We start from the raw sequence: 13954 nt of genomic DNA, 5'->3' as shown, positions 1-13954 counted from the left end.
ACGGGGGTTTCATTTTTTTTGACAAGCCTGGGAGCGCCTCGCTCAGGCGAATTTCTTCCGCGCCGCCTGAAGACTGGCGGGAGCGGTGACCGTGTCGGGCACATCTGCGGCCGCCAGCGGCTGGCCGAGCGCACTGGTGACCGGAATGACCCCGGCCCAGATCGGCAGGCCGAGATCCTCGTCCTCATCCACCGGCGGGCCGGAGCGCACCTTGGTGCTGACGTGGTCCATGGTCAGGCGCAGCACGCCCGTGGCCTTGAGCTCCTTGGGAAGCATCGGGCGGCTTTCGCTCCAGCGGCCCGGCAGCATGTGATCGGTGATCGCGATCAGCGAGGCTTCCTTTTCGTCAAGATCCTCCACCAGCGTCGCCTGGCCGTGAACGATGGCGCAGCGATAGTTCATGGACAGATTGAAGGCGGCGCGCGCCACCACCAGCCCGTCGAGATGGGTGACCGTGAAACTGACGGGCAGGCCGCCGGCCTGGGACTTGATCAGGCGGGTGGTGCTGGCCCCATGGACATAGAGCACGTCGCCGACACGGGCATAGGCCATAGGGATCACCATCGGCCGTTCGTCGGCGACGAACCCCATGTGGCCGACAAGGCCGCAGTCGAGGATCTCATTGGCAAGCGCGCGATCATAATCGCCCCGCTTCATCTGGCGGATGCGGGCATAGGCGGGGCGGTCCGGCTCTTGCCGGTCGCGGGAACGGTGGGTCGACGGATCATTAGAGGGGGCGTGGTCCATGGGAGGCCTTTTCTGCGTGTGATTGTGCGTCTGGGTGAGGCGGCCGTTTCGGGTGGCCGCATTTGATCTTCCTCCAGCTTGCCGCTAGAACTGGTTTGCCAACAGATCCGGATCTGACAAAATGACCAGACCAGTTTCCTCTTCTTCGTCCGAGGCGGACCGATCGACCCGGCGCGGGGGCGAGGGGATGCTCTCGTTGCCGGAGGGGCTTGTCACGCTTGATCGCGGGTCGGACGTGCCCCTGAGCCAGCAGATCTACCGCTCCCTGCGTGAGGCGGTGCGGGCGGGGCACCTCAGGGCGGGATTGAAGCTGCCGTCCTCGCGCAGTCTGGCGGCAGGGCTCGGCGTCTCCCGCAGCACGCTGAATGCAGCCCTTGATCTGCTTCAGGCGGAGGAGATCATTCAGGTGCGGCCGGGCTCCGGCGCGGTGGTCAGCAGTCCGGATCTGCGGGCGGCCCTGTCCGGGTCTTTGCCGGACCTTAGGGGCGGGATGGGCGGCGACAGCCGCAGGTCCGGGCTCTCCGCGCGGGGCGCGCTGCAGGCGGAAAACCTGCGCGGCGACAGCTGGGCGCGCTCTCCGGGCGCACTGGAGCCGGGAACACCGGCGCTGGATGTCTTTCCCCATGACCTGTGGGGCCGGGCCCTGCGCCGGGCGGCAAGGCATGTGCCGGGTCCGGAGCTGCTCTATCACGAGGCGACCGGTCATCCGCGCCTGAGGCAGGTGCTCGCCGACTATCTCGCTCTGGAACGCGGGGTGAAGGCGACGCCGGAGCAGATCCTCGTCACCTGCGGCATGCAGGCGCTGCTGTCGTGCCTCGCCCAGGCACTGGCCGATCCCGGCGATCTGGCGCTGATCGAGGACCCCGGATATTTGGGCGCGCGGTCGGCCTTTCACGGGGCGGGGCTGCAGGTGCGCGGCTTGCCCGTCGACGAGCACGGCGCCGATCCCCAACAGATCGGCACGGGCCGTGCCGCGCCGAAACTCATCTACGTGACGCCGTCCCATCACTATCCCTTCGGCACGCGCATGCCATTGCAACGGCGGCTGGCCCTGATCGAGGCGGTGCGCCTGGGTGGCGGGCTGATCCTCGAGGACGACTATGACAGCGAGTTCCTGTTTGACGGTCGGCCGGTGGCAGCGCTTCAGGGTCTCGCGCGGGAGGGAGAGGTGATCTACATGGGCACCTTCTCCAAGAGCTTCCTGCCGGGTCTGCGGCTGGCCTATTGTGTTCTGCCTGCGGATCTGGTGGAGCCCATGCGCCGGGTGTTCCGGCAGACCGGTCATCTGGCCAATGTCCATGCCCAGATCGCTCTGGCCGAACTGATGGAGGGCGGCGAATACCGCGCCCACCTGAAGCGGATCCGCAGCACCTACCTGAGCCGGGGCCTGCGGCTGGTTGAGGTGCTGCGCGAAGCACTCGGCAACCGGATTTCCGTCGAGGTGCCGACCGGCAACGTGCAGGTGACCCTGACCCTGAACGGCTGCGGCGACGATGAGGCCTTGGCCCGGCGTCTGCAGCAAAAGGGCTTCGCGGTGTCGCCGCTCAGCCCCTGCTATGTGGACCGGGAGGCGCAGGCGGGGCTGATCGTGGGGTTCGCGGGGGCCACCGAGCGCCAGATCACCGCGTTCGCCCGAGAGTTGCGGCACTGTCTGGATTAGGACACAGTCTGGCGCTGTAACGCAAAGCCGTGCACAGGGCTCGCTCAGGGCCTGACGTTCGTTCATCCCCTCCTGTCCGGAGCCTGTCTTGGACATCGAAGCCTTCCTTGCCCTTCTCGCCCTGATCCTCGTGGCGCTCTTTCTCGGCCTGCCGGTGCTGGTCGTTCTCCTCTGGCGCCGGGTGACGCGGCTCACCCTCACGGTGGAGCGGCTGGATGGCGCGCTCCGGGAGATCCGGGCCGGCAGGGGCGCGGTCGTTGCAGCTGCCGCTGCCGGGCACGAGAGCCCGGTGACCGGGGTCCCGGAAGAGGCTGGCGGAAAGGAACCCGAGGCACCGGTCGAGCAGGACGCGACCGAGGAGGAGCAGGTTCAAGCCGGAGAGGAGCCGAGTACACCGGAGGACCAGTCCGCTGCGAAGGCGTCCGATCTGCCGCCGTCGCCGCTGGAGGCTGCCTTGCGACGGGCGGGCGCGAGCGGAGAGGGGTGCAAGGGTGAGACCGATGGGAGGCAGCCTGCTGCGGCGCGGGCAGCGGTCCCGTCCCGCTCAGGCGCGCAGGACGAGGACCGGGAGCGGCTGATCGGCGGGCGCTGGTCGGTCTGGGCCGGGGGCGCGGCGCTCGCGGTCGGCGGTGTCTTCATGGTCGCCTATGCGGCTGAGGCGGGGCTTTTGGGGCCGGTCGGCCGGCTCGTGCTCGGGGCGCTCTTCGGTCTCGGTCTTGCGGCTGCGGGGGAATGGCTGCGGCGCAAGCCCGATCCGGCCGTCCTCGGCGGGCTTTCCTGGGCCAGCATTCCTGCCGTCCTGACGGCCGCCGGCACGATGGTGCTCTTTGCCGTGGTCTATTCAGCGCATGCGCTCTACGGTCTGGTGGGGCCGACACCCGCATTCCTGCTGCTTGGAGCACTGGCGATCTGCGGTCTCTTCGCGGCCCTGCTGCACGGGCCGGGCCTCGCGGTGCTGGGCCTGCCGGGCGCCTATCTCGTGCCGTTCCTGGTGACATCGGAGAGCCGCGACCTGGCGGCGGTCGTGCTCTATGTGCTGGCGGTTTCCGCTGCCGCCGTGGCGCTCGGGCGCTTGCGGCGCTGGCTCTGGCTTGCGGGCGCGGCGGTGGCCGGACTGGCGGGCTACGGGCTGCTGTTCCAGCTCATGGCGGCACCGGGCGACCGGCTGCTCCTGACGCTCTATCTTGCCGCCAGCGCGATGATCGTGCTGGCCGGCTTCGTCTGGCGGCATTATCCGGCGCGGGCGGATCTCTTCGTGGAGGTGGACCGGGCGGCGACCCTTGCCCTCGCCGCCGTCCTGCTGCCCTTTGCCGGGCACTTGCAATTCGAGGCGGATCTGGCCGCCCTCATGGGCGAAACCCTCGTGCTGCTGGCCCTGCCTCTGGCTGTCGGATACGTCTTCTGCGCCTTGCGCTACGGCGCGGTGCTGCCGCTGGCCCTCTTCCTGCTGCTCGCCCTTCAGCTCAAGGTGCCGGATGCCCTGGAGGCCCTGGAGGCCCTGGAGGCGCTGGATGCCGGAGTGATCTCTCCGCTGCCCTTTGATGTGCAGGACCGGCTTTCCGCCTTCTCCGCGTTCATGGCCGTCTGCGCCGCCGGGCTTGTCGCCACGGGTGCGCTGGCCCTGCGCCATGCGGCCAGCCGTGCGGTGCTTTCCGGGCTTGCGGTCTGCGGGGCGCTTGGCGTGCTCAGCGTGAGCTGGCTCCGGGTGGCGAGCTGGTCGGTCTCGCCGCTCTTTGCCGGGCTGGCGCTTGCTCTCGCGGTGGTCTTCTGGGGCGTCGCCAGCCGGATCGGTGCGCCGCGGCAGGATCTTGTCGGTGGCAGGGCGGCGCTGGTGACTTGGCTCGTGGGCGCGGTCGCAGCTCTCGGCTTTGCGGCCGGCTTCGCGCTGGAGGATGCGGCGCTGACAATCGCCTTCGGCCTGCTCTGTCCGGCGATTGCGCTCGTTCATGTACGCTATCCGCTGCCCGCCCTGCGGCCCTTCGCGGTCGTGGCAGTCGTGCCCTATGGCCTGTGTCTCCTGCGGGATCCCTTCATCGATGCGGCCGCGCTCGGGATAACGCCCGTCTTCAACCTGCTGCTTCTGGGCTACGGACTGCCGGCTGCGGGGGTCTGTGCGACGGCCTGGTCCTTCACGCGGACGGGTCGCGACCTGTGGTCGGATATCCTGCAGGCTCTGGCGATCTTCTTCGTGTCGCTGACCCTGGTGATGCTGACCCTGCACGGGATCGATCCCGTGTTCCGCTTTGACGGGGAGGGGGACGGGCTGCGCACCGGCGGGCTGCTGACCCTCATCGGCGGTGCGGTGTCGCTGGCCCTCGCCAGACTGTCCCGCGCCGGGGTGTTCGATGGCGCGCCGGTGCTGCGGACGGGGCGCATGGTCGTTGGTCTCGGCGGGATGATCTGGGGCGCGGCGACCCTCTTTGTCTTTGAAAACCCGGCCCTCACCGGAGCCCCCGTCGGCGACAGCTTCCTGATCAACTGGATCAGCCTGCTCTATGGTGGAGCCTGCCTGCTCTATGCCCTGCAATTGCGGATGTTGCGCGCCGACACGCCGCGCGCCTACCGTCTCACCGTGCTGTCCTTTGCCTGCGTCGCAGGCTTCTTCCTGATCAACCTCACGATCCGCAGCTGGTTCTCGCCGGACCGGCTGGACGCGGTTGCCGTGCGGTCTCTGGAGCAGGCGGTCTATTCTGCGGTGTGGCTGGCCGTGGGGCTTGCCTGTCTCCTCTGGGGCCTGGCGGCGGGGTCGCACCTGCTGCGCAAGCTCTCTGCAGTCATTCTGGTCGGGGTCACTCTGAAGGCCTTCCTCATCGACATGTCGGCGCTGGATGGCCTGCTGAGGGCCCTGTCCTTCATCGGTCTCGGTGCGGTGCTGATCGGGATCGGCGCGCTCTATCAGCGGCTTCCGGTCACCCGTCGGGCAGAGCCTCCGACCTCCGGTGACGACGGGGCGGCGCAAGGAGATGCTTGACCCGGCAGGCAATCCCACCTAAGGCAGCGGCTGCCAGTCGGCCGGACAGCCGCTGCCGCAAGTGCCGAAAGGCCGCGGGGGAGGAAAGTCCGGGCTCCACGGAAACACGGTGCCGGGTAACGCCCGGCGGGGGCGACCCCAGGGAAAGTGCCACAGAAAGCAAACCGCCCCGGATGCGTCCAGGGTAAGGGTGAAAGGGTGGGGTAAGAGCCCACCGCGCGGACGGTAACGGACGCGGCACGGTAAACCCCACCGGGAGCAAAACCGAATAGGGGCAGCGCGAACGCTCGACGTTCAGGCCTGTTTCCAGGCCAGTTGCCCGGGTTGGTTGCGAGAGGCGTCCGGTAACGGGCGTCCCAGATGAATGGCTGTCACGTCCGTGGCGACACGGGCCATACAGAACCCGGCTTACAGGCCGACTGGCATTTCATTTCACGTTTCAGACGGTTGCAACTTCCCCTTCTCCGGGGAGGGCCGTCGGCCCGCCGGCTTTTTTCAAGAAAATTGATGTGGACAGGGCAGGCGCCATTTCGGCCGGTTCCGGCTCGGTCAGGGCGTGTCCGGCTGCTCTGGCGATTCCGATTCCCCTTTTGTGTCAAGCCTTCGTTAACCATAAGCATGCCATCCATGCCGCTGGGTGAGAAAGCTGCCCTCGCAAGGTCCGGAATCCATGGGATTCCATTGACCGCCCATCATTTCCCATGGTATCCCATGAATACCCAGAACGGGGGAGAGGCGCCCATCTTGCGGCACCCGTCACCCGGAGATCGGACAAGCTCAATGAGCCGATCCCGGAGCCGGTCCCGATCCTCGAGTTCTGGAAAATCTGGGGCTCGTGGATCCTGAGAGATCCGCCAAGAGGGGACCGATGGCCGGCTTCGTTTCGCACTTCACCAACCGGCTGGATGCCAAGGGTCGCGTGTCGATCCCTGCACCCTTCCGCGCGGTCCTGACGCGAGACGGCTATGACGGCCTCTTCATGATTTCCTCGTCCCACTCGGCCAGCATCGATGCGGGCGGCAATGAACTCGTGAACGAGATCGAGGGACGGCTGGCCCAGTACAACAAGATGTCGCCGGAATATGACGCCCTTGCCATGGCGCTGTTTGGCGCCAGCGAGACGCCGAAGATCGACGGGGACGGCCGGATCGTGATCTCGGACATGGTGCGCGACATCACCGGCATCACGGATCAGGTGACCTTCACGGGGCTGGGCTACAAGTTCCAGATCTGGCACCCGGATCAGTTCCGCGAGCATCGCGCCGAAGTTCAGCGGCAGGCGCGCGCCCTTCTGTCGGGGCAGGTCCCCGGCATGACCAGACCAGGAGAGCCGGCATGAGCGCGGGCACCGAAAGCGGAGCGGCAGGCGGGCAGGGCTCGCCGGTCGAAGGCGGATCTGAGCGCCACATCCCGGTTCTCCTGCAGCCGGTCCTCGAGCATCTGGCCGTGCAGCCGCGTGAAGTGGTCATCGACGGCACCTTCGGCGCGGGCGGCTACTCGCGTGCGCTGCTGGCGCAAGGCGCAAGGGTCATCGGCATCGACCGGGATCCGGACGCAATTGCGGGCGGTCAGCCGCTGGTTCAGGCCTCCGACGGAAATCTAACCCTCGTGCCGGGACAGTTTGCCGATCTGGAAACCCATGCCCGTGCCCTCGGCCACGAGGGTGTCGACGGGGTCGTGCTGGATCTCGGGGTGTCGTCCATGCAACTCGATCAGGCGGAGCGCGGCTTCTCCTTCCTGCGCGACGGGCCGCTCGACATGCGCATGGAGCAGGCCGGTCCTTCGGCGGCAGATGTGGTCAACGAGCTGCCGGTGAAGGATCTCATTCGCATCATCGGTCTGCTGGGCGAGGAAAAGCGGGCGACGAGCGTGGCGCATGCCATCGAGAAGGCGCGGCTTGAAAAGCCCTTCACCCGGACGGCGGAACTCTCCGCGCTGATCGAGAAGGTGCTCGGCCGCAATCCGAAGAAGGCGCAGATCCATCCGGCGACCCGCACCTTCCAGGCCCTGCGCATCTATGTGAATGGCGAGCTGCACCAGGCCGCGCGCGCCCTTCAGGCCGCGGAAAACATCCTCAAGCCGGGTGGCCGCCTCGTGATCGTGTCCTTCCACTCGCTGGAAGACCGGCTTGTGAAGAAATTCCTGGCGGACCGCAGCCGCACCCGCGGCGGTGGCTCGCGCCACATGCCGGAGGAGGACGTTCCGCCGGCAACCTTCGATCTGTTGAGCCGCAAGGCGGTCGACCCCACCCCGGAAGAGGCGGAAGCCAATCCCCGGGCCCGGTCGGCCAAGCTGCGGGCGGGCCGGCGCACGGATGCTGCCGCTCGCGATCTCGACATTCATTCCATCGGCGTGCCGCGACTGGCCGCCTTTCACGGATTGGGGGGCTGATCCATGGTTCGGTACCTGAACGTCTTCTTCATTCTTCTCGTGGTCGTCGGGGCCGCCGCGCTTTACGACATGAAGCTTGGCGCCAAGGACAGCGCCTCGCGGGTTGTCGAGCTGCAGCAGCAGATCGGCGAGGAGCAGGAAACCATCCGTCAGCTCAAGGCCGAGTGGAGCCTGCTGAACCAGCCGGACCGGCTGCAGGGCGTGGTCGACCGCTACAACGAATATCTTCAGCTTGCCCCGCTCGATGCCCATCAGATCGTCAGTGTCGGCGACCTGCCCGCGCGTCCGGTCATGATGGAGCCGATCGGTGGCAAGGCGCCCCTGTCGGGCTATGCGGGTGCTGGCGCACCCGTGATCCAGTGAGGGGCTGACGATGGCATATATCACCGAGACCGAAAGCTTCCTCCAGGTCCGCAAGGCCAAGCCCCGTGCTGCGGCCGGGTCCATTTCCTCGGGCGCGGTCAAGTCGCGCGTCTACATCGCCATGCTTGCCTTCGTCGGCGTCTACATTGCCTTCGGCGCGCGCCTCGCCATGCTGGCGGAGACGATCGACGTGCCGCAGTCGGTGCGCCTGACCGAGCAGGACCGGATTTCGGCCTCCCGCCCGGATCTGATCGACCGCAATGGCGAGATCCTCGCCACCGACATCAAGACGGCTTCCGTCTTTGCGGACGCGCGCCGCATCATCGATGTGAACGAGGCCGTGGACGGTCTGACCCGGGTGCTGCCGGATCTCGACGCGGACATCCTGCGCCGCCGTCTGGAGAGCCGCAGCGCCTTCGTCTGGCTGAAGCGCGAGCTGACCCCGGAGCAGGCGCGCGCCGTCCATGATCTCGGCCTGCCGGGCATCGACTTCCTGACCGAGAACCAGCGCTTCTATCCGGGCGGCACCACCGCCGGTCACATCGTCGGCTCGGTGAACATCGACAATCAGGGCCTGACCGGCATCGAGCGCCATCTCGACAAGGACTGGCTTGCGGATCTGCAGGCGGCTGGCTTTACCGCCGATCGCCGCATGGAGCCGGTCAAGCTCGCCATGGACCTGCGCGTCCAGCATGTGGTGCGCGATGAGGTGGCCAAGGCCGTCGAACTCTACAAGGCAATTGCCGGCGTGGGCATCGTCCTCAACGTCCATACGGGCGAAGTGGTCGCCATGTCCTCGCTGCCCGACTACGACCCGAATGACCGCTCGCAGGCGCTGGAACAGATCCGCATGAACCGGGCGACCGGCGGCGTGTTCGAGATGGGGTCGGTGTTCAAGTCCTTCACCGTCGCCATGGCGCTCGATTCGGGCAAGGTTTCCATCAACGACAGCTTCGATGCGACCAAGCCGATCCGGGCTGGCGGGCGCACGATCACCGATTTCCACGGAAAACATCGGGTGCTCTCCGTGCCCGAAGTCTTCATCTATTCTTCCAACATTGGCACCGCCAAGATGATGCTGGCGACCGGTGTGGACGCGCAGAAGGAGTTCCTCGGCAAGCTGGGTCTGACCAGCCGCCTGGAGACCGAGCTGCCGGAAAATGCTGCCCCGCTGCTGCCGCCGAAATGGAACGAGCTGGCGGCCATGACCATCTCCTTCGGTCACGGCATCTCGGTCACGCCGATGCAGACGGCAGTCGCGACGGCTGCGCTGATGAATGGTGGCAAGCTCATTCCGCCGACCTTCTTCCCGCGCACGGAGGATGAGGCTAACGCCCTGGCAAAGCAGGTTGTTTCGCCGCAGACCAGCAAGGCGATGCGCTATCTTTACCGGCTCAACGTGGTCAATGCGGGCGGCTCCGGCAAGCGCGCCGAAGTGCCGGGCTATATCGTGGGCGGCAAGACGGGCACCGCCGAGAAGATCGAGAATGGCCGCTATGTCTCGAACAAGCGCCGCAACTCGTTCCTCTCCGCCTTCCCGATGGATGATCCGCAATACGTGGTTCTGGTGGTTCTCGACGAGCCCAAGCCGGAGCGCGAGGGCCTCCCGGCAACCGCCGGCATGAACGCCGCGCCCACCGTGGGTGCGATCATCCGGCGGGCCGCGCCCATGCTCGGCGTGATGCCGCGCTTCTCCGAAGGGGAAGAGCCGATCGAAATATCCTATTAGGATACTGACGGGCCTGAGAGCACCGGCGGGGTCGCATCCGTTATCCGGTCTCTCGCTTCGGCCCACCACATGACGACGCACAAACCGGACGACAGATTGAGATGGATCTTGCACAACTCGCCCCAGGCATGAGCCTGCCGGAGGCGTCTGCCCGCCTTGCCATCCGCGGCATCACCGCGGACAGCCGCCAGGTGGAGCAGGGGTTCGTCTTTGCGGCCCTCAAGGGCGCGAAGACTGATGGCGCCCAATTCGCCGTGTCTGCGGTGGAGAAGGGCGCTTCTGTCGTTCTGACCGATCCGGAGACCGCCGAGCGTCTCAAGACACTGCTTCCGGCCCATGTGGTTGTTCTGAGTGAAGCCGACCCGCGCCGGGCGCTTGCCCTCATGGCCGCGCGTTTCCACCGCCGCCAGCCCAAGGTCATCGCGGCCGTCACCGGCACCAGCGGCAAGACGTCGGTCGCCTATTTCCTCCGCCAGATCTTCCAATCCTGCGGTCATGCGGCCGCAAGCCTTGGCACGCTGGGCACGGTCACCTCGGCCGGCCAGTCCTATGGCGGGCTGACCACGCCGGATCCGGTGGCCCTGCACCGGGAGCTGGCGGCCCTTGCGGAGAGCGGCGTCACCCATGCGGCGATGGAGGCCTCCAGCCACGGGCTCGACCAGCACCGCCTCGACGGGGTGCAGCTTGTCGCGGCCGGCTTCACCAATCTGGGCCGCGACCACATGGATTATCATCCGACGGTCGAGGACTATCTCCAGGCGAAGCTTCGTCTCTTCCGCGATCTGGTGCCGACCGGCGGGGCCGTGGTGGTCGATCCGGGTGAAGCCTATGCGGATCGGGTTGTCGCCGTTGCGAAGGAACGGTGCCTGCGCCTCTTCACCGTTGGCGAAACCGGCAAGGACCTGACGCTGAGCGGTCTGAAGGCCGGACCGGCCGGTCAGCTTCTGACCGTCGACACGGCTCGGGGGCGCTATCAGGTGACGCTGCCGCTGATCGGCCGTTTCCAGGTGTCCAATGCGCTTATCGCCGCCGGACTGGCGATCACCTGCGGCGAGGACACAGGCGCTGTGCTGCGCGCGCTCGAAAATCTGCGCGGTGCGCCGGGGCGGCTGGAATTTGCCGGCCGAACGGGCAATGGCGCCACCGTGATCATCGATTATGCCCACAAGCCGGACGCGCTGGAAAACGCGCTGGCGGCGCTGCGCCCCTTCACGACCGGCCAGCTCAAGGTGGTGGTGGGGTGTGGCGGCGACCGGGATCCGGGCAAGCGCCCGATCATGGGCCGGATCGCGACCGAGCGCGCCGACGTGGTCTATATCACCGACGACAATCCGCGCTCCGAGGATCCGGCGACGATCCGCGCGGCCATGCTGGCGGAAGCACCCGGCGCGATCGAGATCGGCGACCGGGGCCAGGCGATTGCCGAGGCCGTCAGATCCCTTCAGGCGGGCGATGTTCTGTGCATCGCCGGCAAAGGACATGAAACGGGCCAGATTGTCGGCGACAGGGTTCTTCCCTTTTCAGATCATGAGGCGGTGAAGGCCGCCCTCGCCACGGGAGCACCGACCGCATGAGCGCGCCGCTTTGGACCAGGGCCGACTTTCTGACCGCAACCGGCGGCGAGGCGCGCGGCGATATTCCCGACGAGATCACCGGCATTTCCATCGACAGCCGCACCCTGGCGCCGGGCGATGCCTATGTGGCCATCGTTGGCGACCGGCTGGACGGTCATGACTTCGCCGGCGCGGCACTTGAGGCCGGGGCAGCCCTGGCGCTGGTCGCCCGCGACAAGCTCGCCGACCTGCCCGAAGGTGGCCGCTACGTGGTGGTTGACGATCCGCTGCAGGCCCTGCGCGATCTGGGCATTGCCGCCCGCGCCCGCAGTTTCGCGCGCATCGTCGCCGTCACCGGGTCGGTGGGCAAGACCAGCACCAAGGAAGCCCTGCGGCTGGCGCTCGCCCGCTCGGGCAAGGTGCATGCGTCTGTTGCCTCGTTCAACAATCACTGGGGCGTTCCGCTGACGCTGGCGCGCATGCCGGCGGACACGGAATACGGCGTCTTCGAGATCGGCATGAACCATGCCGGCGAAATCACCCCGCTGGTGAAGATGGTGCGGCCGCATGTGGCGATCATCACCACGGTGCAACCGGTTCATCTGGAGTTCTTCGACAGCGTGGAGCATATCGCCCAGGCCAAGGCGGAGATCTTCAACGGGCTGGAGCCGGAAGGCGTTGCGATCCTCAACAAGGACAATGACCAGTTCGACCTGCTGAAGTTCCACGCAGGGCTTGCCGGCGTGCGCAACATCCGCACCTTCGGCGAGGATCCGACCAGCGACAGCGTCATGGAAAAGATGTCGCTTCAGGCGGGGGGCTCCAGCATTCAGGCCCGTATCCTGGGCCAGGAATTCACCTACAAGATCGGCATTCCGGGCAAGCATCAGGTGCGCAACAGCCTGGCCGTGCTGACCGCCGTCGTGGACATGGGCGCGGATCTGGCGCTGGCGGGTCTCGCGCTCGCCGAGATGCAGGCGCCCAAGGGCCGCGGCGCGGTGATCAAGCTGGCACTTGCCGACGGTCAGGCCTGCCTGATCGACGAGACCTACAATGCCAATCCGGCCTCCATGCGGGCCGCGCTTGCGGTGCTCGGCGAGACGCCGGTGCGCCTGCCCGGGCGGCGCATTGCCGTTCTCGGCGACATGCGCGAGCTGGGGACCGATGCGGACCGGCTGCATCAGGAACTGCTCGAACCGATCCAGGCCGCCAATGTGGATCTGGTCTATCTGACCGGACCCCACATGCACACCCTGTGGGAACGACTTCCCAAGGCGCGGCGCGGGGGCTATGCGGACGTGTCCACCGGACTGGTCGACATGCTGACGAGCGATGTGCGCGCCGGTGACGTGATGATGATCAAGGGCTCTCTGGGCACCCGCATGGGTCCCGTGATGGAAGCCCTGAAGAAGGAGTTTGCCTCGGCGGAAGACGCCGAGACGATCTAGGGGCTCAAGATGTTTCACTACCTCGTCGCATTCGCCGACGCCATTTCTGCCTTGAACGTGTTCCGGTACATCACCTTCCGGACCGGCGGCGCGATCATGACCGCGCTGCTGTTCGTGTTCCTGTTCGGGCCGAAGATCATTTCCAGCCTGCGTCTGCGGCAGGGCCATGGCCAGCCGATCCGCGCGGACGGACCGGAAGCGCATCTGGCGAAGAAGGGCACGCCGACCATGGGCGGCCTGATGATCCTCTCCGGCGCGCTGGTTGCTGCACTCCTGTGGTGCGATCTCACCAATCCGTATGTCTGGATCGTCATCGGGGTGACCGTCGGCTTTGGTGCCATCGGCTTCTATGACGACTATCTCAAGGTCACCAAGTCCTCCCACAAGGGCTTCAGCGGCAAGAGCCGCCTAGGTCTAGAGTTCCTGATCGCCGCGTCCGCTGCCTTCGTGGTGACCCTGCTCGACAACGAGCCCTTCTCCACCTCCATCGCCTTTCCGTTCCTGAAGGACCTGACCCTCAATCTGGGCATCTTCTTCATTCCCTTCGCCGCCTTCGTGGTGGTGGGGGCCGGCAATGCGGTGAACCTGACCGACGGCCTGGATGGTCTGGCCATCGTTCCGGTGATGATCGCCTGCGCCGCCTTCGCGCTGATCGCCTATCTGTCCGGCAACGCCGTCTTCGCCAACTACCTGCAGATCCACCATGTGGCCGGAACCGGCGAACTGGCCGTGATCGCGGGTGCGGTGATCGGGGCAGGGCTCGGATTCCTGTGGTTCAATGCTCCGCCGGCCGCCATCTTTATGGGCGACACCGGCTCGCTTGCCCTTGGCGGCATGATCGGGGCGATCGCGGTCGCCACCAAGCACGAGATCGTGCTGGCGATCATCGGCGGTCTCTTCGTGCTGGAGGCCGTGTCGGTCATCGTGCAGGTGGCGTCGTTCAAGCTGACCGGCAAGCGGGTGTTCCGCATGGCGCCGATCCACCATCACTTCGAGCTGATGGGCTGGACCGAATCCCAGGTCGTGATCCGCTTCTGGATCATTGCCGTGGTTCTGGCCCTCGTCGGCCTCGCCACCCTGAAGCTGAGGTAA

The 13954-nt window shown here is 66.7% G+C and carries 10 protein-coding genes and 1 other RNA gene; 10 read left to right on the top strand and 1 reads right to left on the bottom strand.

Annotation, left to right across the window (positions count from 1 at the left end):
• Positions 1-42: 42 nt before the first annotated feature.
• The gene (locus FR728_RS10680) at positions 43-747 is read right to left on the bottom strand and encodes a pyridoxamine 5'-phosphate oxidase family protein (RefSeq protein ID WP_149892655.1); all 705 of its coding nucleotides are present in this window, start codon (positions 745-747) and stop codon (positions 43-45) included.
• A gap of 121 nt (positions 748-868) precedes the next feature.
• Here FR728_RS10680 and pdxR point away from each other — a divergent pair, with 121 nt between their 5' ends.
• The 10 genes from pdxR (at position 869) to mraY (ending at position 13954) form a co-directional block, all read left to right on the top strand.
• Positions 869-2407 carry a MocR-like pyridoxine biosynthesis transcription factor PdxR gene (pdxR, locus tag FR728_RS10675; protein ID WP_208998766.1) on the top strand — a complete coding sequence of 513 codons (1539 nt, stop codon included), beginning with the start codon at positions 869-871 and terminating at the stop codon, positions 2405-2407.
• A gap of 88 nt (positions 2408-2495) precedes the next feature.
• Complete coding sequence (locus tag FR728_RS10670) at positions 2496-5378, top strand: DUF2339 domain-containing protein (RefSeq protein ID WP_188318871.1); 2883 nt, start codon at positions 2496-2498, stop codon at positions 5376-5378.
• Positions 5379-5411: 33 nt separating this feature from the next.
• Positions 5412-5805, top strand: an RNA gene (gene rnpB / locus FR728_RS10665) — RNase P RNA component class A.
• A 441-nt stretch (positions 5806-6246) separates the two neighbouring features.
• Positions 6247-6717 carry a division/cell wall cluster transcriptional repressor MraZ gene (locus tag FR728_RS10660; protein ID WP_149892653.1) on the top strand — a complete coding sequence of 157 codons (471 nt, stop codon included), beginning with the start codon at positions 6247-6249 and terminating at the stop codon, positions 6715-6717.
• The gene (gene rsmH, locus FR728_RS10655; RefSeq protein ID WP_149892652.1) at positions 6714-7769 is read left to right on the top strand and encodes a 16S rRNA (cytosine(1402)-N(4))-methyltransferase RsmH; all 1056 of its coding nucleotides are present in this window, start codon (positions 6714-6716) and stop codon (positions 7767-7769) included. The genes FR728_RS10660 and rsmH overlap by 4 nt, the downstream gene beginning before the upstream one ends.
• A gap of 3 nt (positions 7770-7772) precedes the next feature.
• Complete coding sequence (ftsL, locus tag FR728_RS10650) at positions 7773-8132, top strand: cell division protein FtsL (RefSeq protein ID WP_149892651.1); 360 nt, start codon at positions 7773-7775, stop codon at positions 8130-8132.
• 10 nt (positions 8133-8142) lie between these two features.
• The gene (locus FR728_RS10645; protein ID WP_149892650.1) at positions 8143-9861 is read left to right on the top strand and encodes a peptidoglycan D,D-transpeptidase FtsI family protein; all 1719 of its coding nucleotides are present in this window, start codon (positions 8143-8145) and stop codon (positions 9859-9861) included.
• A 101-nt stretch (positions 9862-9962) separates the two neighbouring features.
• On the top strand, positions 9963-11435 hold the full coding sequence (locus FR728_RS10640) for a UDP-N-acetylmuramoyl-L-alanyl-D-glutamate--2,6-diaminopimelate ligase (RefSeq protein WP_149892649.1): 1473 nt from the start codon (positions 9963-9965) through the stop codon (positions 11433-11435).
• Positions 11432-12862, top strand: coding sequence for a UDP-N-acetylmuramoylalanyl-D-glutamyl-2,6-diaminopimelate--D-alanyl-D-alanine ligase (locus FR728_RS10635; protein WP_149892648.1), 1431 nt, complete (start codon positions 11432-11434; stop codon positions 12860-12862). The genes FR728_RS10640 and FR728_RS10635 overlap by 4 nt, the downstream gene beginning before the upstream one ends.
• A gap of 9 nt (positions 12863-12871) precedes the next feature.
• A complete protein-coding gene (gene mraY, locus FR728_RS10630) occupies positions 12872-13954 on the top strand; it encodes a phospho-N-acetylmuramoyl-pentapeptide-transferase (RefSeq protein WP_149892647.1) in 1083 nt (360 codons plus the stop codon).

This window comes from Roseibium aestuarii, assembly GCF_008477545.1.
GTDB lineage: Bacteria > Pseudomonadota > Alphaproteobacteria > Rhizobiales > Stappiaceae > Roseibium > Roseibium aestuarii.
The sequence above is the reverse complement of the archived record's forward strand: the minus strand, read 5'-3'. Positions and strand labels throughout refer to the sequence as shown.